Origin of the sequence: Bradyrhizobium sp. CCGUVB1N3, from assembly GCF_024199925.1 — a bacterium.
Taxonomy (GTDB): domain Bacteria; phylum Pseudomonadota; class Alphaproteobacteria; order Rhizobiales; family Xanthobacteraceae; genus Bradyrhizobium.
The window spans coordinates 1,091,224-1,111,339 of record NZ_JANADR010000001.1 but is presented as its reverse complement, the minus strand read 5'-3'; the positions used below and the strand labels follow the sequence as shown (position 1 = coordinate 1,111,339).

Sequence of the window (20,116 nt, the reverse complement as noted above, 5' to 3'; positions counted from 1 at the left end):
TCATCCTGAGGAACCCGCGGGACGCGGGCGTCTCGAAGGATGAAGGCCATGATGGGGCCTCATGGTCCGAGACGCGCGTTCCGCGCTCCTCACCATGAGGATCATGCAGGGTTAGTCGTGACAACGAGAGGCGAACATCCATGACGACGATCGATCTCAACTGCGACCTCGGTGAAGGCTTTGGCGCCTGGGAGATGGGCAATGACGCCGCAATGCTCGAGCTTGCGACATCGGTCAACGTCGCCTGCGGCTTCCATGCCGGCGACCCCGACATCATGCGGCGGACGGTTGAGCTCGCGAAGGCGCGCGGCGTCTCGATCGGCGCGCATCCCGGGTATCGCGACCTGCACGGCTTTGGCCGGCATCCGATCGTCGGCCTGAAATCCTCCGAGATCGAGAACCTCGTCGCCTACCAGATCGGCGCGCTCCAGGCGATCGCGACCGCGGCCGGCCACAAGGTCACGCATGTGAAGGCGCATGGCGCGCTCTCCAACGTCGCCTGCGAGGACGACACGACTGCAAAAGCGATCGCCGCCGGCATCAAGGCCGTCGACCCCTCGCTGATCTTCGTCGTGCTCGCCAACTCCAAGCTGGTGAAGGCCGGCGAGGACGCGAACCTGCCGATGGTGCATGAGGTGTTCGCCGACCGCGCCTATGAGGACGACGGCAATTTGGTCTCGCGCAAGAAGCCCGGCGCGGTGTTGCACGATGCCAAGGCGATCGCGGATCGCGTCGTGCGCATGGTGCAGGACGGCGCCGTGGTCTCGGTCACCGGCAAGGTCATCAAGATGCGGATGGATACGGTGTGCATCCACGGCGACACGCAAGGCGCCGTCGACATCGCGCGCAATCTGCGTCAGGCGCTCAAGGATGCCAGGATTGCAGTGGCGCCGTTCAAGCGCGCCGCGTGATCAGAACGGGTGCACCGACAGCGTGCCGAAGACGATGGCCGCGATGACCGCAAAGGCGCTGTAGAGCGCAACATGGTGGACGCTCGCCCCGGTCCGCCGGGAGAGCGAGCGCGCGTAGAAGTGCAGCCTGGCTTCTGCCGATAGTTCGCGCATGGTCGATCTCCAACGCCCCATTTGCGGAGATATGAAGGATCAATTGCGGCGGCGGACAAGATGGTGGCTGAAATAGCGACGGCGGTTCTCTTCAGAACCGCCGTTGCAGAGGGAAATTCTCGGAACCCGCAGGTTCCGAGAATCTTATTCGTTCAACCTTTACGCCAATGGAACCGGTTCCCGTGCGCTAATAAACGTCCGCCTGGAACCTGCCCTTCTTTTTGAGATCAGCCACGAAGCTCACGGCCTCGTCCGTCGATCGCGCGCCGAACTGGGCGACGATGTCGACCAACGCACGCTCGACGTCCTTGGCCATGCGCTTGGCATCGCCGCAGATGTAGAGATGCGCGCCTTCGGCCAGCCACGTCCACACCTCGCGGCCGAGCTCGCGCATACGGTCCTGCACGTAAAACTTCTTCTCGCCGTCGCGCGACCAGGCGAGCGACAGGCGCGTCAGAAGGCCCGAGGTCTTCAGCGCGTTGAGCTCGTCGCGATAGAAGAAGTCGCAGTCGCTGCGCTGATGGCCGAAGAACAGCCAGTTCTTGCCCGGCGCGCCGGTCGCCTTGCGGTCGAGCAGGAAGGCGCGGAACGGCGCAACGCCGGTGCCGGGACCGACCATGATGATCGGCGTCTTCGGATCCTGCGGCAGCGCAAAGCCGTGCGCCTTCTGCACATAGACCTTCAGCTTCTCGCCCTCGGTGATGCGCTCGCCGAGGAAGGTCGAGGCGACGCCGAGGCGCTTGCGCTTGCCGATGACGTAGCGCACGGAATCGACCGTCAGCGACAGCTTTCCGGGCGTCGCATTGTGCGAGGACGAGATCGAGTAGAGCCGCGGCTGCAACGGCTCGAGCGCCTCGACGAAGGCTTCGGGATGCGGTCGGCAGCCGGAGAATTTTTGCAGCGCCGCCATGACGTCGAGCGTTGCAGCATCCCCATCGGGATCCTCGCCCTGCGCTAGCGCCCGCGCCTTCTCGCGCTGCGCGCCGCCGGTGATGAAGGACAGCAGCTCGAACAGCTTGTCCGGCGCCGGCGACAGCGAGACGTCCTGGACCAGCGCCTCGCGCAGCGTCTTGCCGTTGACCTGCGTGGTGTGGGAGGCGCCGAGCAGCGCGATGATCTGGTCGACGAGACCGAGATCGTTGCGCGCGAACACGCCGAAGGAATCGCCGACGACATAGTCGAGCTTGCTCTCGGAGAGATCGAACTCGATGTGATAGGTCTCCTTCTCGGAGCCTTGCTTGTTGAGGAGGCGCCGTGACGAGAATACGGCTTCAGCCGGATTTTCGCGGGCGCGCCCCAGCTCAGCCTTCACTTCGGGAGCGGACGGCGCGGCCGCCGACGCCGCAGCACCCTCGGCAGGCTTCGCCGCCGGTGCCTTGTCCAGCTCCTCATAGAGCTGCTTCAGCATCCGCGCGGTGTCCTTGCCGCCGGGAGCGCAGAGGTTGAGGCGGGCCTCGCTCTTCTTGGCGATGGCGTCGGAATAATCGGCGCAATTGTATCCGCACTGGCCGCAATCCTGCTGCGCCATCGCCGCCATCATGCGGCGGCGGAGCGGACGCCCTTCCGCAAGCTTCATGCGATCGCCGATCGGCATCGCCGGATCGTGCCAGGGCGCCTCGCCATCATCGCCATCGCCCTGCGGCGCGAGCACCGCACCGTTTTCGGCGGGCGACAGCGGCGTCGAGCCGTCGAGGCCGAACATGCCCACGAGAAATCCATTCAGCCATAGCCGCTGCCCCTCGCTGAAGGGCGCGTTCGGCGGGATGATCTCGAGTTTCGGTGGGACAGGCATCTGGGTCATGCTGTTGCTTCCGCTCCGGCCAGTTTGCGCAGGGCTTCGCCATCATGGCGACGTGAGAAAGTGAGGAACGTTTCTTCCGGCGAGGCGCGGTTGGCGAGATAGGCCTTCAAGAGACCCTCGACGAGCTTGGGCGCGTCCTCGGCCTTCACGTCGTGATAGACCTCCTGCCCGATATCGGCATCGGGGCCGAAGCCGCCGCCGGTGAAGACGTGATAGCCTTCGACCTGATCCTCTTCGGTCGCGCCCGGCACCTTGGCCGCGATCAGCCCGATGTCGGAGATGTAGTGCTGCGCGCAGGAGTGATGGCAGCCGGTCAGGTGGATGTTGAGCGGCGTGTCGAGGTTGACGCGTTCATCGCACCAGTCACCGATCGCGGTTGCGTGGCGCTTGGTGTCGGAGGCCGCGAACTTGCAGCCGGCGTTGCCGGTGCAGGCGATCAGGCCGGCGCGGACTTGCGAGACCTGCGTGGCGAGGCCGAGCTTCTCGACGGCCGCGGTCACCACCGCGACGTTCTCGTCGTGGACACCCGAGATCAAAAAGTTCTGCCAGACGGTCAGGCGGATGTCGCCGTCACCGAGATCCTGCGCGATCTTCGCGATACCGCGCATCTGCTCGCAGGTGAGCTTGCCGACCGGCAGCGCGACGCCGACCCAGTTGAGTCCGGCCTGCTTCTGCTTGTGCACGCCGATATGGGCCATGCGATCGAAGCTTGGGCGCGGTGCCATCGCATCCGCCGGCACGCGTGTGAAGGGCTTCTTGAGACGTTCCTCAACGAGCTTGAGAAACTGATCGTGTCCCATGTTGTCGAGCACGTATTTCAGCCGCGCCTTGGTGCGGTTGGTGCGGTCGCCACGCTCGATGAAGACGCGCACGATGGCGTCGGCAACGGCGGCGGCGTCCTCGGGACGAACGACGATGTCAGAATATTTTGCGAAATCCCTGTGGCCGGTGATACCGCCAATGCCGAGCCGGAACCAGACGCCCGCATCGACGCCAAAGCCGCCCTTCACCTCCACCGCGGAGAACGCGATGTCGTTGGTCTCTTCCAGCACCGCGACGCGGCCCGCACCGTCAAAGGCGACGTTGAACTTGCGCGGCAGGCCGTAGAGCGAGCGGTCGTTGAGGATGTGGTAGTGCCACTCGCGCGCATAAGCGCGCGTGTCGAGCAGCTCCTGAGGATCAATGCCGGCGGTCGGCGTACCCGTAACGTTGCGGATGTTGTCCGCGCCGGAGCCGCGCGAGCACAGTCCGATGTCCTGGATGCCTTCGATCAGCGCGACCGCGTTCTTCGGCTCGATCTCGCGGATCTGGAAGTTGGCGCGCGTGGTCACATGGGTGTAGCCGCCGCCGTAAGCTTCAGCCAGATCGGCAAGGCCCGACATCTGCCAGTGCTTCAGGATGCCGTTTGGAATGCGCAGGCGCGCCATGTAGGAGGTCTGCGCCGGCGCGACCCAGAAGATGCCGTAATAGCGCCAGCGGAAATTGTCCGCCGGCGTCGGATTTGCGTTGTTGCGCGCCTGGTCCTTCAGTCGCTGATAGCCGTCGAAGGGATGCAGCTCGCGCTTGAACTTCTCCTGGTCGGCGAGCTTCTTGCCCGCCGCAGTGAGCTTGTCCTGCGCCTTGATGGCGGCGGCATCGGGACCCGTCGGCTCCGAGGGCGCGCTGCCTGCGGCGGCAGGCGCGCCACCAGCGACAAAGGCGCGGCCGACACGTCCGACCTGGAGGCCGGACATGAAGCCTTCGAGATAACGCTTCTGCTCGTCGGAGAAATCGGCCGTGGGTGCTGTTTCAAGTTTCATGGGGTAACCGGACCTACTCTGCTGGCTGAACCGCGACCTGCGCCACTTCGGTCGCCGGCTTCGCGGGCTTGTACGTTGCGTAAAGCGCAAGACCGGTGAAGACGAAGCCACCGACGAGATTGCCGAGTGTCACGGGAATCTGATTCCACAGCCACCAGTCCGAGAGGCTGACCTTGGCGCCAAGCAGCATGCCGGTCGGGATGACGAACATGTTGACGACCGCGTGCTCGAAACCGAGCGCGAAGAACAGGAATATGGGCAGCCAGGTCGCCGTGATCTTGCCGACCGTCGACGTCGAGGTCATTGCCATGACGACGCCGAGGCACACCAGCCAGTTACAGAGGACTGCCTTGACGAAGACGGAGACCATGCCGGCGGTGCCGATCGCGGCATTGCCGATCGTCTTGGCCTCGGCCACCGCGACGATGCGCGCGGCGACGCCGGCGACCTCGACCTTGCCCATGTTGGTGAGCGAGATCGCGATCAAGACGCCGAAGGCAAGGCTGCCGAGCAGGTTGGCGACGAAGACCCAGGACCAGTTGGCGATCACGGCGTTCCAGGTCGCCTTGCCCTCGAGACGGGCGAGTGGCACGATGGCAAAGCTGCCGGTGACGAGCTCGAGCCCGAGCAGAACGATCATCACGAGGCTGACTGGAAAGATCAGCGCGCCGACGAGGGGCTGGCCCGTCGTCACGGCGCCGGTCAAAGCGAGCGTGGTGGCGGCACCAAGGAGCGCGCCGGAAATCGCGCCGCGGATCAGGAGGTCGCGCGGACCGAGCGCCAGCTTCTTCAGGCTGGCATCGACCATCGAGGCCACAACGTCAGAGGGTTTTGCGTAATCCATATCGAAGCTCCAGCGCCGCGCGGGGCGGCCACAACGGGTTGAAACGACGTTGATCGCTGGGGCACGATTACAGGCGCACGCGGCCTGGCCGGAACCCGGGGCGATCCGATCAGCCTCGTTGCTGCGGAAATCCATCATGGACTTGGGGCCGCCAGCTTCCACGCCGGTCGGCTTGTTTCTCTCCTATTCAAGGAGTGTGCCAACGCAGCATAAATCTGGAATTCGTGTAAAATCAGTTGGTTATAACTGTGTGCACTGCATGAAATGGATCAGCATTCATGCCGCTTGGGGCAGCAATGGCCCAAAGTTTAAGCTTCGAATCGCGATGGCTAGTATTTGAGCAGAGTCTAACGGACGCGGCGGGCGACCTCGAAGGCGGCGAGATAGCCGGCCAGATCCTCGGGGTCAAAAGCCGGTCCGGCGAAGGCCCCGAACGAGCCGCCGCCGGAGTCCGTGGCGCTCCCGCTTTGCCCCACCGCGGCGTCATAGAGATCGGGCCGGAACACGCCCATGGCGGTCCTCAGCGCAGCCTCGCTGAGCGCCGTCTGCCCCCAGCGCACCATTTGCGCATAGAGCCAGGCGGCCTGGACAGGTTCCGGCCGCCCTGCCCCTTCGCGCCCGACCAGAAGATAGCGGCCGCTCTCGCGCAGCGTGCCGTCGGGCGAGATCTTCAGGCGACCACCCAAGGTGCGCTGAATCACTTCGGGATCGACGCCGATCCGGTCCGGCTGCGCCAGGATGCGCGCGGTCTCGTCGCGGTTGTCCGGATGCTCGACGAACTCCGCAGCCTTCTCTGCTGCACGCACCAGCGCGGCCACTACGTCCGTGTTCTTCTCGGCCCAGGTCTGGCGCACGGCCAAAACCTTCTCCGCCGCCCGGACCAGGATGTCGGAGACGAAATGCAGGATGTGGCCGATGCCGAGATCGACCGCGACCGAATTCCAGGGCGCGCCGACGCAGAACGCATCGACATGGCCGTTGGCGAGGCTGTCGACCATGTAGGGGGGCGGCAGCACAACGAGGCGCACGTCCTCGTCGGGATCGACGCCGGCCGCCGCCATCCAGAACCGGAGCTGGTAGTTGTGGGTCGAGAACGGAAAGGTCATGCCGAAGGTCAGCGGCTCAGCCCCCGCCTTGCGCCGTTTCGCCACGACGCGCGAGAGCGCTTTGGCGGTCGCCATCGGATCGAAGCGGTCGCCGTCGATCTCCTCCATCAGCGCGGCGTGAAGCGGCGGCGAGACAGTGATGGCGTTGCCGTTGATGCCGAGGTTGAAGGGGGCTGCGATCGGCACCTTGACGTGGCCGAGCCCGAGCGAAGACGCGATCGCGACGGGCGCGAGCAGATGCGCAGCATCGAACAGGCCGATATTGAGCTTGTCGCGGACGTTGGACCAGGAGACCTCGCGCACCAGCTCGACCTCGAGCCCTTCGGCCGCGGTAAACCCCTTGTCGACGGCAACGATCAGCGCGGCGGCATCGACCAGCGGGATGAACCCTATGCGGAGCGGTCCGGTCATTTCAGCATCTCCGACGCGGTGATGATCGACTGGGCGATCTCGCCGATCTTCTTCTTCTCGCGCATCGCGGTGGAGCGCATCAGCACATAGGCCTCGTCTTCGGTCAGGCCCTTTACCCGCATCAATATGCCCTTGGCACGCTCGATGATCTTTCGGTCCTCGAGCTGCGATTTGGTGCGCTCCAGCTCCTCCTGGAGTTTCGCGAAGGCGTTGAAGCGGGACACGCAGAGGTCGAGGATCGGCTTGATGCGCTCTTTCTTCAGTCCGCCGACGATGTAAGCGGATACCCCCGCCTCCACGGAGGCCTGGATCGAGGCCGAATCGCTCTGGTCGACGAACATCGCGATCGGCCGGCGTACGGCGCGGCTGACCTGGAACATCTGTTCCAGGACGTCGCGGCTGGGGTTTTCCAGATCGATCAGGATGATATCGGGGTCGACAGCATAGATGCGCGCCAAGAGGCTCTGCATTTCGCTGATATGCACGACCTGGGTGAAGCCCGCCTCCCGCAACCCCTCCTCGAGGATCGCGGCCCGGATCGGGCTTTCGTCGACAATCACAATTTTAGGCGACTGTTCGGCGCTCATCGCTCAACTCACCCCCGGCGACGCATCCATAGCACGCCGGAGCCCCATGCAAAGGGTTGTAATTGTGGGCAATTAGGACTAGCTGCAAGCGGTCAATCAGGCAGATTTAGGTATGGATCAGACGGCTGCGCCCAAGGTCAGCTTCGTTTCGCTTGGGCTCGGAACCGGCCGCTGCTTTTTGCTCTGGCCGGCTCCGTCGGGCGAGTGATCGGAAACGTCTCGCGCATATGCGCGGCGAGCATTGTACAATAATCAGTCGCGAAACGAGGCAACGGGCGCCGCTTATCCCATGAGATTGTCAGGGGCTCCTGCAACACGCGGCGTCTATGCGTGAGACCGATAACCCTCAATTCGTAACGCCAGCACTGAAGTTGGGAAGGAACGATCGCTACGCCGTGCCCTGCCTCAGCGAGCGCCAACAAAGTATGCGGATTTCGGCTCTCGAACATGATGGTCGGTTTCAGTCCCGCCATACGGCTTGCTGCGTCGAACGCACGGCGAAATCCGAATCCGGTGTCCAGCAGCAGTAACGGAAACTCAGCGAGATCAGCTATCTCGATGGTACGATGGGGACTAAGTGGCATCGAGGGATGGCAGACAGCCAGCAATTGTACAGATCCAAGCGGAAGGCTGCCGAAGTGCTGTTCGTTCAGCCTGACTGCGTGCAGCAGGTTTTGGCCGAGATGGATTTCACCGCGTTCGAGCATCGTCAGTATTTCGCTTCCAGTCCCCTCCCTGATCCTTATATCAACCCTGGGATATCGCTTGGCGTACAGGTGGAGAAATCGTGACAGCACGCTCTCGATGTGTTGCGGCGACCCGGCTATCTTTAGAACCCCTGTGTCTCCTTGACGGAGGAGCTCGGCCTGCTCCTTCAGCGAACTGACGCTGTTGAGCAGCAGGCGGCAGCCTGCAATCAACTGCTCGCCCTCACCGGTCAACAGAAGGCGGCGTCCCACCCGGTCGAACAGCCGCAAGCCTAGCTCTTGCTCGAGACCGATGATTTGCCTGGACAACGCCGGCTGGGCAACACGCAACCGCAAAGCAGCCTTTGAGACGGTGCCGAGCTCGGCCACGGTCAGGAACGTGAGGGCCTGTCGAAGGTTCATGCTCGCTTATACCATTAGAGCATAATATTTCAGAGCATCTATGTATTGGACACATTTTGAGCTGCTGTGGAGAATCCGGTGTGACTGCTCGCGGCGGTGGCCAGACATGAATGGAGGCCCACACATGAATTCCGGATGCAGGATCGGTCTCGTCATGTTGACAGGCGCCGTATTAGGCGCGATTGGCAGCGAAGCACTCCATAGCGAAGCTACTCCGCCCGCCTATCTGATCGGCCAAATCGACGTCTCCGATCCCGATGGTTACGCCAAGGAATATCTCCCCAAGGCGAGGGAGATCATCAAAGCACATGGCGGGAAGTTGGTTGCGGCTGCAGGCGCGGCGGCAACCGGTTCGCAGGTCGTTGCCGTTGACGGAAATCCACCCAAACGCGTGGTTATCTATATGTATCCGAGCATGGAGGCGCTTCGGGCTTGGCGAAACGATCCAGCCTACGTGCAAGTTCGAGCCGTTGGCGAGAAATACGCCACCTATCACACATTTGCTGTCGAGGGCGCCGCGAATTAGTCCCAAGCATCCTGGCACTGAGGAAGCAGCAGTCGCGGATATTTCGACACAAGCCTTAAGAGCGGCTCTGGCCCATCGCGTTGGCTGGCAGATGTCGGCTCTGTGCCGATGGGTGCGTCCAACCAGCAGGGCCAGTAGAGCGCTTCTTCCATCGCTTCGGTGAGTTCGATCGGAACAGCCTTCCGCCCGTCAGGAACTTTCAGCCCCCAAGCATCCCCTCTGCCGAGTCTTGTTTTATTTTACCATCGCCGGAACGTGCACAGCAGTTGAATTTTTCCATCGGATCAATTAGTTGGATCGCATATCCGAACAATTCAGATGCAGGCTCCAGGCGATTACATGGAAAGAGCGCCGCGTATTTCATTCACGTCACTCGGCTGTCCCAAGGCATTGGTGGACTCCGAGCGCATCATCACACGGCTGCGCGCCGAGGGCTACGAGCTCGCCCGCAAGCATGACGGGGCCGATATCGTCATCGTTAACACCTGTGGCTTCCTCGACAGCGCCAAGCAGGAGTCGCTCTCGGCGATCGGCGAGGCCATGGCCGAGAACGGTAAGGTGATCGTGACCGGCTGCATGGGTGCCGAGCCTGAGCAGATCGAGCAGGCCTATCCCGGCGTGCTCTCGATTACGGGGCCGCAGCAATATGAATCGGTGCTCGATGCCGTGCACCGGGCGCTGCCGCCGGCGCACAATCCGCATCTCGACCTGGTGCCGCCGCAGGGCATCAAGCTGACGCCGCGCCATTACGCCTATTTGAAGATCTCCGAAGGCTGCAACAACCGCTGCACCTTCTGCATCATCCCGAAGCTGCGAGGCGACCTGGTGTCGCGTCCCGCCAATGACGTGCTGCGCGAGGCCGAGCGGCTGGTCGGCGCCGGCGTCAAGGAGCTGCTCGTCATCTCGCAGGACACTTCGGCCTATGGCGTCGACGTCAAATATGCCGAGAGCCCCTGGAAGGACCGCCAGGTCCGCGCCAGATTCCTCGATCTCGCGCGCGAGCTCGGGGAGCTCGGGGCCTGGGTCCGCCTACAATATGTCTACCCCTACCCGCATGTCGACGAGGTCATCGCGCTGATGGCCGAGGGCAAGGTGCTGCCCTATCTCGACATCCCCTTTCAGCACGCGAGCCCCGAAGTCCTCAAGGCGATGAAACGGCCGGCGGCGCAGGACAAGACGCTGGCGCGGATCAAGCGTTGGCGCGAGGAATGTCCCGATCTGGCTTTGCGATCGACCTTCATCGTCGGCTTCCCCGGCGAGACCGATGCCGACTTCGCCTATCTGCTCGACTGGCTTGATGAAGCCGAGATCGATCGCGTCGGCTGCTTCAAATACGAGCCGGTCGCGGGCGCCACCTCCAACGCCCTGCCCGGCACCGTTCCGGATGAGGTGAAGCAGGAGCGCTACAACGCGCTGATGGCGCGCCAGCAGAAGATTTCCGCGCGCAGGCTGAAGCGCAAGGTCGGCACCCGCCAGCAGGTCATCATCGACGAGGTCGGCCCGACCGTCGCAAAGGGCCGCTCAAAGGCGGATGCGCCGGAGATCGACGGCGCCGTTTATCTGTCGAGCCGCCGCCCCTTGCGCGTTGGCGAGATCGTCACCGCCAAGATCGAGCGTGCCGACGCATACGATCTGCACGGCGGCGTCGCGGGATTTTGATCTTCAACCGAGCGCCACGTGTTACGCGGCGCGCACGGCCTTCAGGAAACCGGCCACCTTGTCGCGCAACGCAACTGCGTGTCGTGACAATTCACCGGCAGCGCCGAGCATGTCGTTGGCAGCAGTGCCCGTGGCATCGATCGTGCGCGTGACGGCATTGATGTTTGCGGTAACCCCGCTGGTACCCGCCGCGGCCTGGCTCACGGAGCGCGCAATCTCCTGCGTTGCCTGACCTTGCTGCTCGACGGCGATGGCAATCGATTTGCCGATATCGCTGATCTGTCCGATCGTCCCGCCGATTCCCTGGATGGCTGCAACGGTATCGCCCGTTGCCCGTTGCATGGCGCTGATATGGGCGCTGATCTCTTCGGTGGCCTTGGCGGTCTGGCTGGACAGGCTCTTGACCTCCGCGGCGACGACCGCGAAACCGCGACCGGCATCACCGGCTCGCGCCGCCTCGATCGTAGCGTTCAAGGCCAGAAGATTGGTCTGGCTCGCAATCGCATTGATCATCTCGGTGACCGCTCCGATCTTGGCCGCAGCCTCCGAGAGGCTCTTCACGAGATTATTGGTGCGTGCGGACGCCTCCACCGCTTCGGCCGCAATGCTCGATGAAGTCGTGACCTGGCGATTGATCTCGGCAACCGAGCTCGACAGCTCTTCGGTCGCACCAGCCACCGACTGAACATTGGTCGACGCCTCAGATGAGGCCGCTGCGACGGTTGAAACGCGTTGGGCAGCGTTCTCGGCGGTCGAGCTGAGCGAGCCCGCCGTCATTTCGACGTTCTTGGCAGCCGACGACACGGCATTGGCAATGGAGCCGATGGTTTCCTCGAATTCGCCGGCAAGTTTGGCGATGGCGCGCGTCTTCTCTTCCCGCGCGGCAATCAGCTCCGATAAGTCACGCCGATAGCTGATGACGACGGGCTGGCCATCGATCTCCGCGGGAACGAGCGTGACCTGCACCGGGACCATCTGACCGTCCGCGCGGCGCGTGATCCATTCGAAGCGGGCGTGGCCGTCCTTCATCGCCCGCGCAAGCGTCTCCTTGACGTACTCCGACGAGCGACGGCCGTCCGCCTGGAATTCGGGAGCCATATCGGCCGGTGACCGGGACAGCAGGTCGGCCTTGCTGCGATAGCCTCCAAATCTGACCGCGGCCTCGTTGCAGGCGATGATCTTGGGTCCCGCCAGGACCATGATCGCATCGACCGAACGTTCGAAAACTGCTTGCCAGATCTGGCCGTCGCGATCCTGGCTTGTCTGCCGCCCAAAAAATCCCATCCGCTCCCCCCATTCGAAGCGGACCGGTAAATAGCAAGAAAACATTAACCAAAGACTTACTGGCCAGCGAGCCGCGCGGGGCGAGATCAGCCAGCGGCCAGCCAGGTCGGCACCCAACGCTCAGGCCGCGGCGCACGGGCGAGGTCAGCCTTCGCCTCTGACAGCTCCGCCGGGACGTCGTCGATCGTCGGGCGCTCATCATAGTCGAAGCGCGGCATGACGCGGCCGTCGGCGTAGAGGCCAAAATCCATCGAGTACCAAAGCCCGAGCTCGGGCTGCGCGCGGCGCATGTCGTCGCGCAACTCACGCAGCAACGGCTCGATCGCCTTCTCCTCCTTGAACGACTGCGGGCCGGAGCGCATGACGCGCGCCTGATATTGCGCGCCGACGATCGCGACCTCGAACCGTGTCTTGTCCCAGGGATTTTTAGCTTTCGGCAGATGCGCGGCGAGACGCCAACCGAGTTCGGCCATCATCGGATTATTCGCCCAATAGGTCTCGCGCTCCCTGCTCCATCTGTCGACGAAGCCACGAAAGTCGGGCAGGTCAGATGACGCTTCTTCCACTGGCGCCAGCCCGACATCGGAAAGTCGCCTCGCCAACCATTGCGCAAGCTCGACCGTTTCGCATTCCACCTCGTCGTTGGGCGCCAGATCATGCCACGCACGCTCGAACTCCTGGCTCGCGAGCTTGGCGATCAGCCTTGGCAATGACGGTGCAAGTATGTCGTATTCGCCTTCCGATCCGAGTCCCACGATGGGCGGATCGGCCCTGTCCAAGCCCTCGCCATACCAGGCGCCGACGGCCGAGCCGTCCGGCAGCCGCATGAACAGGGCGAACTTGTCGCGCAAGGGGCTGCTATCGAAGACCGGCGCGGTATCGGCGAACTGGCCACGCAGATCGAAGCAACCGACGCTGCCCCAGGGACGCCCCTTCAGCCAACCTGCAAAATCGAGCAGCAGGGGCGGCGCTTCGGTGCCGGGCGGAAAGGCTCGGCGGATGCTGTCGACGTCGATGCGATAGGAGGGATCGGACAAGGGGGCGCGCCTGGCGGAATGGAGATGTCTTCTTGGTCGCGCAGATCGCCGGCTCGGTTCGAACCAAACGGCGCCTGGATGGTACAAACACGGGGGCGTGAAAATGGTTCGAAGCGGGCGCAATTGATGCGAGGCGATCTCAAGGCCGGTCGGAGGGCCATTGCCGCCCTGATTATGCTGGCGCCGGCGTTCCTGGCTGTCTGCGCGGGGACCTGGGAGCCCGCCCCGGCCGTGCCCCGCGATCGCGCTATCGCCGTGGAATTCGTGCATTGGGGCGTCGGGTGAGCGGGTCTCGTGCCACGGCCAGGCGCAGCCTTCGCGTTGTCGGAGGTGCGTTGGCGCTCTTCGCGCTTCTTGTCCCCTTCCCATCTGCCGCCGAATCCTTGTCCGCAACGCAAGCGCGTGCCCGGTGCTTCGGCACCGGCAGGATCACGGAAGATCAGCGCATCGAAGGCTGCTCGACGATCCTCAAAGCCGATCCGTCGGACGCGCTGGCGCTCTCCAATCGCGGTGAGGCCTTCCGGCGCAAGGGTGATCCGGAGCGCGCGGTCGCCGACCTCAACCGTGCCATCGATCTCAATCCGAAAGACGCTGCCGCCTGGTACAATCGCGGCATCGCCTACGATGATCTGGGCGACCGCGACCAGGCCATCGTCGACTACACGCGCGCCATCCGGCTCAGACCGAATGATCCGCTCTACTACAACAACCGCGGCAACTCCTACAGCGCCAGGAACGACTACGAGCACGCGCTCGCCGACTACGACCAAGCCGTCAGGCTCGACCCGAAATTTGCGCTCGCCTACTACAACCGAGGCAACGCCTATCGCGAGCATCAGAACGCGGATCGCGCACTCGCCGATCTCGACATGGCGATCAAGCTCGATCCGAATTATGGGCCGGCCTATGGCAATCGCGCCCGCATCTTCCGCGACAACGGAGACCGGACGCGCGCGCTCGCCGACTTCGGCAAATCGCTCGAGCTCAATCCGAGCAACGACCGCGACGCCTATGCCCGCGCCAACATGTATTCCGACCAGCACGACTATGCGCTTGCGCTCGCCGATTACGACCGCGCGATCAAGATCAATGCGAGCTATGCTGGCGTGTTCAACGCCCGCTGCATGACCCGCGCGATCCTCGGCCAGTTGCAGGAGGCGCTGGCCGATTGCGAGCAGTCGTTGCGCATGCGCCCGAACGATCCCTACACACTCGACAGCCGCGCGCTCTGCTACCTGAAGCTCGGCAATCTCGATGCGGCCATCGCGGACTACGACTCCGCGCTGGCGGCGAAGCCGCAGCTCGAAAGCGCGCTGTACGGCCGCGGTGTTGCCAGGCGCAAGAGGGGCGATGCCGATGCAGCGGAGCGCGACATCGCGGCGGCGAAGGCGATCAAGGCCGACATCGCCGAGGACTTCGCGCATTACGGCGTCGAGTAGTCACCACGCCTTGCTTGCGCCGCGAACCGGCTTGACAAGCCCTGCCCTTCGGCTGTATGGCCCCGCCCCATGATCTCTTCTCGGACCCGCCGCCGCGCAGCTTTCCGTCGTCGCACCCGCGACGATGATGGGTTGCGCCATGTCCGACGACGCCGCTGAAGCACTGACATCAGCAGAGTTTTCGAGAAGGCCGCACCCGCAAAGTGCGGCCTTCGCGCTTTTTCGCGCGTCTTTTCCCTGAACTGTCCCTGCCCCAAGAGGAGTCTGACATGACCAACGCTACCCATCCGTATGATGCGCTGATGGACATCACCGCACGGCCGAAGGCCGTGTTCGTCCGCGGCGCGGGCTCCTACCTCTGGGACAATAGCCGCAAGCGCTATCTCGATTTCGTGCAGGGATGGGCAGTCAACTGCCTCGGCCATTCGCCGCCGTCGGTCGCTGATGCGCTTGCAGCGCAGGCCAAGCGGTTGCTGACGCCGAGCCCCGCCTTCTACAACGAGCCCAGCCTGAAGCTCGCACAAGCGCTGGTCGAGAACAGTTGCTTCGATCAGGTGTTCTTCGCCAATTCCGGCGCGGAGGCCAATGAAGGCGCGATCAAGCTCGCGCGCAAATATGGCAGCCTGCACAAAGGCGGTGCGTTCGAGATCATCACCTTCGCAGGTGGCTTCCATGGCCGCACGCTCGCCACCATGTCGGCGTCCGGCAAGAAGGCCTTCGAGCCGCTGTTCGAGCCGAAAGTCTCGGGCTTCAAGAAGGCGACGCTGAACGACATCGCCTCCGTCGAGGCGCTCATCACCGCGAACACCGTGGCCGTGATGCTCGAACCGATCCAGGGGGAAGCCGGCGTGTGGCCGGCGGCCGACAAGTTCCTGCAGGAGCTGCGCGCGCTCACCAAGGCGCATGGTCTCCTGCTGATCTTCGACGAGATCCAGACCGGCGTGGGCCGGACCGGAAAGCTCTTCCACTACGAACATGCCGGGATTGCGCCCGACATCATGACGCTGGGCAAGGGCATTGGCGGCGGCGTGCCGCTCGCCGCCCTGCTTGCGACCGAGCAAGCCTCATGCTTCGAGCATGGCGATCAGGGCGGCACGTTCAACGGCAATCCCGTGATGTGCGCCGCCGGGCTCGCGGTATTCGAAGAGGTCGGCAAGCCGGAATTTTTGAAGGCCGTTGCCGACACCGGTCTGCTGCTCGAAAGCGAGTTGCAGAAGGTGTCGGCGCGGTACGGCCTCGGCGAGGTGCGCGGCCGCGGCCTGCTCCTGGCACTCGACCTGAAACTGCCGATCGCGTCTGCGATCGTCGCACAGGCATTCGAACAGGGCGTCCTCCTCAACGCGCCGCAGGTCGACACGCTGCGCTTCATGCCGGCCCTCAACGTGACGCGCGAGGAGATCGCCGAGATGATCGATTGCCTGGATGCGATCCTGACCAAAGCCGGCGCGGCACGGAGGGTGGCGTAGTTTCGCGTGGTCATTCCGGGCCGGTCCGCAAGGACCGAACCCGGAATCTCGAGATTCCGGGTTCTCGCTGCGCGAGCCCCGGAATGACGCCGCCTCTCACGGCTTCAAGATCGACGCGCCCGTCGTGGCGCGGCTCTCGAGATCGATATGCGCTTTCGCCGCGTCCTTCAGCGCGTAGGCGTGGTTGATCGGAACGTGCAGCTTGCCGCTGATCACGGCGGCGAACAGCGTGTCGGCGCCTTCCAGCAATTCCGAGCGCTTGCCGATATAGTCGTTGAGCTTCGGCCGGGTCGCAAACAGCGAGCCGTGATTGTTGAGCTCGGCGATCGCGAACGGCGGCACGGGTCCCGAGGCATTGCCGAAGGAGACGAACATGCCGCGCGGCTTCAGGCAGGACAGCGAGCCGGGGAACGTCGCCTTGCCGACGCCGTCATAGACGACGTCGCAGCCCTCGTTGCGGCTGATCTGCTTCACGCGCGCGACGAAATCCTCCTCGTTGTAGAGGATGACGTGGTCGCAGCCATTGGCCTCGGCAAGCTCCGCCTTCTGGCGCGAGCCGACGGTGCCGACCACATGCGCCCCGAGCGCCCTCGCCCATTGGCAGGCGAGCAGGCCGATGCCGCCGGCGGCGGCGTGAATCAGCACGCGATGATGCGGCTCGACCTTGAAGGTCTTGTGCAGGAGATACCAGACGGTGAGCCCCTTCAGCATGAGCACGGCGCCCTGCTCGTAGGTGATGTGGTCGGGCAGCTTGACCAGCCGCTCCCAAGGGATGTTGCGCTCGCCGGTGTAGGCACCGAGATTGTGGTAGTAGGCGACGCGGTCGCCGGGGTGGAAATTCGTCACGCCGGGTCCGACGGAGACCACCTCGCCCGCCGCCTCGTTGCCGGCGATGAAGGGAAGTCCGGGCGCCTTGTAGAGGCCGGTGCGGAAATAGACGTCGATGAAGTTCAACCCCACCGCGTGCTGACGGATACGTACCTCGCCCGGCCCTGGCGCCGGCACCTCCACGCTCTCATAGACCAGGGCTTCGGGACCCCCGACCTTGTGCACGCGGACGGCTTTGGTCATCACCTGACCTCCTCGGTCTTGTTGAGCGCAAGCGAAAGCCATCAGGCCTGCGTTGTCAACTCGACGCTGGAGGCGGGCCGGACAAACACGGCTATTTGCCGGCCTTCCTGCGATTGCGCTTGGCCAGCACGTTGAAGAATTCGACCGCCGCCGAGAACGCAATTGCGAAGTAGATGTAGCCGCGCGGAATGTGAAACTTGAATCCGTCGGCCACCAGCGCAACGCCGATCAGCACCAGAAATGCCAGCGCCAGCATCTTGGTGGTGGGATGCTCGGCGACGAACCGCGCCACCGGTCCCGAGGAAATGTACATCACGAGGCAGGCGATCACGACAGCCGCGATCATGATCTCGAGGTCCTGCGCCATGCCAATCGCGGTGATGATGGAATCCAGCGAGAACACGAGGTCGATGACGACGATCTGGGCGATCACCCAGAAGAAGGCGCTGCGGCCGGAATTGTCCTCGCCCCCCTCGTCATCCGCATCGACCTCGGCATGGATCTCGTGGGTCGCTTTCGCGATCAGGAACAGCCCGCCCCCGATCAGGATGAGGTCGCGCCAGGAGAAATCGTACCCCCTGAGCGAGATTACCGGCTGGGTCAGACCGATCAGCCAGACCAGGACGCTGAGCAGAATGATGCGGAACACCAGGGCCAGCGCGAGCCCGATCTGGCGGGCGCGATGCGCCTGCTTGTCGGGGATACGCGAGACGATCACCGACAGGAAGATGACGTTGTCGATGCCGAGCACGATCTCGAGCGAGGTCAGGGTGAGAAGCGCGGCCCAGGCTTCCGGGCTGGTGATGAGGTGCATCATGCGAAGGATCTTGCCATCCTGATCACGGCGTCGCTGCCGACAATCCAGAGTGCGATCGCGCACAGCGCAACCTTAGCAGCGGTGCCGACGAGGAAATCCATCTCCAGCGCATAGAGGCCGAGCGCGGCCCAGATCACGATCAGCGACATGGTAAGCCAGCGCAGGCGCACGACACGGACCGGATGCAGCACGTGGAAGGGAACGAAGGTCAGGACGACCAGCGCGGCAACCAGCAGCGTCGACCACAGCGGCGGCCAGTGCAGCAGGAACAGATAGAACGCCGCAGCGTTCCACAGTGCCGGAAAGCCGCGGAAGTGATTGTCCTCGGCCTTCATGCGCAAGTCGGCGAAATACAGTGCGCTGGTGACGATGATGGCGACCCCGAGCAGCGGCGCCGCGACCGGCAGCAACAGGCCGCTCGCCACGATCGCATAGGCCGGCACGAACACATAGGTGACGAAATCGACCACGAGGTCGAGCACGTCGCCCGACCAGTTCGGCTGCACGTCCTTGACGTTCAGCCTGCGGGCGATGGGCCCGTCGATCGCGTCGATGATGAGGGCGACGCCGAGCCATTGAAACATCGCCGCCCAATGCTCGCGCACGGCTTCCAGCATCGCCAGCAGCGCCACCGCGCCGCCGAACGCCGTGAAGATATGCACGGAGAAGGCTGCGGCGCGGGCGGCCGGCGTGGGGTTGAGAGAATCCTGCGGGGTGTCCATGGCTGGCGCAGTGCTATCAGAATGAGAACGATTTGCACATAAGCCGCGGCGACATCCGGCCGCGCAATTCGCGACAAATTCTCGCGAAACAAGCGACTTGAATTTGCCGCCGGGCATGTCAAATGTCCGGGGTCATGACAGATCTAGCAGCACCTTTTGACGTGGCCGTGATCGGAGGTGGACCGGCGGGCGTCACTGCCGCCATCGCGCTGGCGGAGACCGGCGCCCGCACCGCGCTGGTGGCGCGACGCGTGCCCTATTCCGACAACCGCACCACCGCGCTGCTCGGCGGCTCCGTTGAATTCCTGGACGGGCTCGGGGTCTGGTCGCGCTGCAGCGACAAGGCCGCGCCGCTCGAGGCAATGCGGCTCGTCGACGATACCGGCCGCCTCATCCGCGCGCCGGAGGTGCGCTTCTCCTGCCATGAGATCGGCCTCGACGCGTTCGGCTACAACATCGACAACCGCTCGCTGATGCTGGCGCTGGAGGCGCGCGCCACCGAGCTTGCCAATCTCGTCCGCTTTGATGACGAGGCCGACAGCGTCCTCACCGAAGCCGAGGACGTCGCGATCCACACCGCCGCGGGGCAGTATCTGACAGCCCGCCTCGTGGTCGGCGCCGACGGCCGGCATTCGCTGTGCCGCGAGGCCGCCGGCATCGACGTCACGCGGCGCGATCTGAAGCAGACGGCGCTGACCTTCAACGTCAGCCATTCCCGGCCGCATCGGGGCGTCTCGACCGAGTTCCACACCCCGCACGGCCCTTGTGTGCTCGTGCCGCTGCCGGGCGATCGTTGCAGCATCGTATGGGTGGCCTCGCCAGCGGACGCCGAGCGGTTCAGGTCCCTGAGCGACGAGGAACTCTCGACGGCGATCGAGAAGCAGTCGCATTTCATCCTTGGGCAGATGCGCGTGGAACCGGGCCGCAACCTGTTTCCGCTGGCGATCGAGCGGCCGAAATCCTTTGCCCGCGACCGCATCGCGCTCGTGGGCGAAGCGGCCCATGTGGTTCCCCCGATTGGCGCGCAGGGCCTCAATCTGGGCCTGCGGGATGCCGCCGATATCGCTGGGCTCGCCGGAGAGGCGATCGCGGCTGGCCGCGATCCCGGTGCGGACGAGGTGCTCAAGCGGTACGACTGGGCCCGGCGTCCGGACATTCTGAGCCGCACGTTCATGATCGATATCGCGAACCGTTCGTTGCTGAACGATTTCCTGCCGCTGCAACCGGTCCGCGCCGTCGGCATGCACCTGCTCGGCGCCATCGGCCCGTTGCGGCGCCTGGCTATGCGAGAGGGGCTCGCACCGACTTGGCGACGATAACTTGGCGACGATAACTTGGAGACGATAACTTGGCGACGGTAGTTTGGCGGTGCTA

19 protein-coding genes are annotated in these 20,116 nt (G+C 64.0%); 6 read left to right on the top strand and 13 right to left on the bottom strand.

The genetic code is table 11. The features are described from left to right. Positions 1 to 140 precede the first annotated feature (140 nt). Complete coding sequence (locus tag NLM33_RS05235; protein WP_254095065.1) at positions 141 to 911, top strand: LamB/YcsF family protein; 771 nt, start codon at positions 141 to 143, stop codon at positions 909 to 911. Here NLM33_RS05235 and NLM33_RS05230 read toward each other — a convergent pair whose 3' ends face one another. From NLM33_RS05230 to NLM33_RS05200, 7 genes are all read right to left on the bottom strand, one after another. Further along, a complete protein-coding gene (locus tag NLM33_RS05230) occupies positions 912 to 1,064 on the bottom strand; it encodes a hypothetical protein (protein ID WP_008129634.1) in 153 nt (50 codons plus the stop codon). It abuts the gene before it with no gap. Positions 1,065 to 1,251: 187 nt separating this feature from the next. Then, the gene (locus tag NLM33_RS05225) at positions 1,252 to 2,865 is read right to left on the bottom strand and encodes a sulfite reductase subunit alpha (protein WP_254095064.1); all 1,614 of its coding nucleotides are present in this window, start codon (positions 2,863 to 2,865) and stop codon (positions 1,252 to 1,254) included. Continuing rightward, complete coding sequence (locus NLM33_RS05220) at positions 2,862 to 4,664, bottom strand: NirA family protein (RefSeq protein WP_254095063.1); 1,803 nt, start codon at positions 4,662 to 4,664, stop codon at positions 2,862 to 2,864. The genes NLM33_RS05225 and NLM33_RS05220 overlap by 4 nt, the downstream gene beginning before the upstream one ends. A 13-nt stretch (positions 4,665 to 4,677) precedes the next feature. Then, complete coding sequence (locus NLM33_RS05215; protein WP_254095062.1) at positions 4,678 to 5,508, bottom strand: formate/nitrite transporter family protein; 831 nt, start codon at positions 5,506 to 5,508, stop codon at positions 4,678 to 4,680. Between the two features lie 347 nt (positions 5,509 to 5,855). Next, positions 5,856 to 7,025 carry a CmpA/NrtA family ABC transporter substrate-binding protein gene (locus tag NLM33_RS05210; protein WP_254095061.1) on the bottom strand — a complete coding sequence of 390 codons (1,170 nt, stop codon included), beginning with the start codon at positions 7,023 to 7,025 and terminating at the stop codon, positions 5,856 to 5,858. Further along, positions 7,022 to 7,612, bottom strand: coding sequence for an ANTAR domain-containing response regulator (locus NLM33_RS05205; protein WP_254095060.1), 591 nt, complete (start codon positions 7,610 to 7,612; stop codon positions 7,022 to 7,024). The genes NLM33_RS05210 and NLM33_RS05205 overlap by 4 nt, the downstream gene beginning before the upstream one ends. Before the next feature lie 137 nt (positions 7,613 to 7,749). Beyond that, positions 7,750 to 8,721 (bottom strand): LysR family transcriptional regulator, encoded by a 972-nt coding sequence (locus NLM33_RS05200; RefSeq protein ID WP_254095059.1) that lies wholly within the window; start codon positions 8,719 to 8,721, stop codon positions 7,750 to 7,752. 154 nt (positions 8,722 to 8,875) lie between these two features. Here NLM33_RS05200 and NLM33_RS05195 point away from each other — a divergent pair, with 154 nt between their 5' ends. Next, positions 8,876 to 9,247: a DUF1330 domain-containing protein gene (locus NLM33_RS05195; protein WP_254095058.1), complete on the top strand. Its 372-nt coding sequence runs from the start codon at positions 8,876 to 8,878 to the stop codon at positions 9,245 to 9,247. A 199-nt stretch (positions 9,248 to 9,446) separates the two neighbouring features. On the opposite strand, the gene NLM33_RS05190 is transcribed toward NLM33_RS05195, so the two are convergent. Further along, positions 9,447 to 9,611, bottom strand: a complete 165-nt coding sequence (locus tag NLM33_RS05190; RefSeq protein ID WP_254106189.1) for a hypothetical protein — start codon at positions 9,609 to 9,611, stop codon at positions 9,447 to 9,449. On the opposite strand from NLM33_RS05190, the gene rimO reads away from it, so the two are divergent. Beyond that, on the top strand, positions 9,587 to 10,906 hold the full coding sequence (gene rimO, locus NLM33_RS05185) for a 30S ribosomal protein S12 methylthiotransferase RimO (RefSeq protein ID WP_254095057.1): 1,320 nt from the start codon (positions 9,587 to 9,589) through the stop codon (positions 10,904 to 10,906). The genes NLM33_RS05190 and rimO overlap by 25 nt on opposite strands. 21 nt (positions 10,907 to 10,927) lie before the next feature. Here rimO and NLM33_RS05180 read toward each other — a convergent pair whose 3' ends face one another. Beyond that, the gene (locus NLM33_RS05180) at positions 10,928 to 12,190 is read right to left on the bottom strand and encodes a methyl-accepting chemotaxis protein (RefSeq protein WP_254095056.1); all 1,263 of its coding nucleotides are present in this window, start codon (positions 12,188 to 12,190) and stop codon (positions 10,928 to 10,930) included. An 86-nt stretch (positions 12,191 to 12,276) separates the two neighbouring features. Then, positions 12,277 to 13,227: a hypothetical protein gene (locus NLM33_RS05175; RefSeq protein WP_254095055.1), complete on the bottom strand. Its 951-nt coding sequence runs from the start codon at positions 13,225 to 13,227 to the stop codon at positions 12,277 to 12,279. 383 nt (positions 13,228 to 13,610) lie between these two features. Here NLM33_RS05175 and NLM33_RS05170 point away from each other — a divergent pair, with 383 nt between their 5' ends. Both NLM33_RS05170 and NLM33_RS05165 read left to right on the top strand, forming a co-directional pair. Next, positions 13,611 to 14,666 carry a tetratricopeptide repeat protein gene (locus NLM33_RS05170; RefSeq protein WP_254095054.1) on the top strand — a complete coding sequence of 352 codons (1,056 nt, stop codon included), beginning with the start codon at positions 13,611 to 13,613 and terminating at the stop codon, positions 14,664 to 14,666. A 269-nt stretch (positions 14,667 to 14,935) separates the two neighbouring features. Continuing rightward, positions 14,936 to 16,132, top strand: coding sequence for an acetylornithine transaminase (locus NLM33_RS05165; RefSeq protein WP_254095053.1), 1,197 nt, complete (start codon positions 14,936 to 14,938; stop codon positions 16,130 to 16,132). Positions 16,133 to 16,228: 96 nt separating this feature from the next. On the opposite strand, the gene NLM33_RS05160 is transcribed toward NLM33_RS05165, so the two are convergent. The 3 genes from NLM33_RS05160 to pcsA form a co-directional block, all read right to left on the bottom strand. Next, positions 16,229 to 17,203 carry a quinone oxidoreductase gene (locus NLM33_RS05160; RefSeq protein ID WP_254095052.1) on the bottom strand — a complete coding sequence of 325 codons (975 nt, stop codon included), beginning with the start codon at positions 17,201 to 17,203 and terminating at the stop codon, positions 16,229 to 16,231. A gap of 91 nt (positions 17,204 to 17,294) precedes the next feature. Further along, positions 17,295 to 18,020, bottom strand: coding sequence for a TerC family protein (locus NLM33_RS05155; RefSeq protein WP_254095051.1), 726 nt, complete (start codon positions 18,018 to 18,020; stop codon positions 17,295 to 17,297). After that, positions 18,017 to 18,742: a phosphatidylcholine synthase gene (pcsA, locus tag NLM33_RS05150; RefSeq protein ID WP_254095050.1), complete on the bottom strand. Its 726-nt coding sequence runs from the start codon at positions 18,740 to 18,742 to the stop codon at positions 18,017 to 18,019. The genes NLM33_RS05155 and pcsA overlap by 4 nt, the downstream gene beginning before the upstream one ends. Before the next feature lie 134 nt (positions 18,743 to 18,876). Here pcsA and NLM33_RS05145 point away from each other — a divergent pair, with 134 nt between their 5' ends. Continuing rightward, entirely contained in the window at positions 18,877 to 20,061 is a 1,185-nt protein-coding gene (locus NLM33_RS05145; protein ID WP_254095049.1) for a UbiH/UbiF family hydroxylase, read from the top strand. The last annotated feature ends 55 nt before the right edge of the window (positions 20,062 to 20,116 follow it).

Bases quoted from the DNA above. Each gene is read 5' to 3' on its own strand.
- NLM33_RS05235 (WP_254095065.1), top strand. From the start codon at position 141: ATGACGACGATCGATCTCAACTGCGACCTCGGTGAAGGCTTTGGCGCC.
- NLM33_RS05230 (WP_008129634.1), bottom strand. From the start codon at position 1,064: ATGCGCGAACTATCGGCAGAAGCCAGGCTGCACTTCTACGCGCGCTCG.
- NLM33_RS05225 (WP_254095064.1), bottom strand. From the start codon at position 2,865: ATGACCCAGATGCCTGTCCCACCGAAACTCGAGATCATCCCGCCGAAC.
- NLM33_RS05220 (WP_254095063.1), bottom strand. From the start codon at position 4,664: ATGAAACTTGAAACAGCACCCACGGCCGATTTCTCCGACGAGCAGAAG.
- NLM33_RS05215 (WP_254095062.1), bottom strand. From the start codon at position 5,508: ATGGATTACGCAAAACCCTCTGACGTTGTGGCCTCGATGGTCGATGCC.
- NLM33_RS05210 (WP_254095061.1), bottom strand. From the start codon at position 7,025: ATGACCGGACCGCTCCGCATAGGGTTCATCCCGCTGGTCGATGCCGCC.
- NLM33_RS05205 (WP_254095060.1), bottom strand. From the start codon at position 7,612: ATGAGCGCCGAACAGTCGCCTAAAATTGTGATTGTCGACGAAAGCCCG.
- NLM33_RS05200 (WP_254095059.1), bottom strand. From the start codon at position 8,721: ATGAACCTTCGACAGGCCCTCACGTTCCTGACCGTGGCCGAGCTCGGC.
- NLM33_RS05195 (WP_254095058.1), top strand. From the start codon at position 8,876: ATGTTGACAGGCGCCGTATTAGGCGCGATTGGCAGCGAAGCACTCCAT.
- rimO (WP_254095057.1), top strand. From the start codon at position 9,587: ATGGAAAGAGCGCCGCGTATTTCATTCACGTCACTCGGCTGTCCCAAG.
- NLM33_RS05190 (WP_254106189.1), bottom strand. From the start codon at position 9,611: ATGAAATACGCGGCGCTCTTTCCATGTAATCGCCTGGAGCCTGCATCT.
- NLM33_RS05180 (WP_254095056.1), bottom strand. From the start codon at position 12,190: ATGGGATTTTTTGGGCGGCAGACAAGCCAGGATCGCGACGGCCAGATC.
- NLM33_RS05165 (WP_254095053.1), top strand. From the start codon at position 14,936: ATGACCAACGCTACCCATCCGTATGATGCGCTGATGGACATCACCGCA.
- NLM33_RS05160 (WP_254095052.1), bottom strand. From the start codon at position 17,203: ATGACCAAAGCCGTCCGCGTGCACAAGGTCGGGGGTCCCGAAGCCCTG.
- NLM33_RS05155 (WP_254095051.1), bottom strand. From the start codon at position 18,020: ATGATGCACCTCATCACCAGCCCGGAAGCCTGGGCCGCGCTTCTCACC.
- pcsA (WP_254095050.1), bottom strand. From the start codon at position 18,742: ATGGACACCCCGCAGGATTCTCTCAACCCCACGCCGGCCGCCCGCGCC.
- NLM33_RS05145 (WP_254095049.1), top strand. From the start codon at position 18,877: ATGACAGATCTAGCAGCACCTTTTGACGTGGCCGTGATCGGAGGTGGA.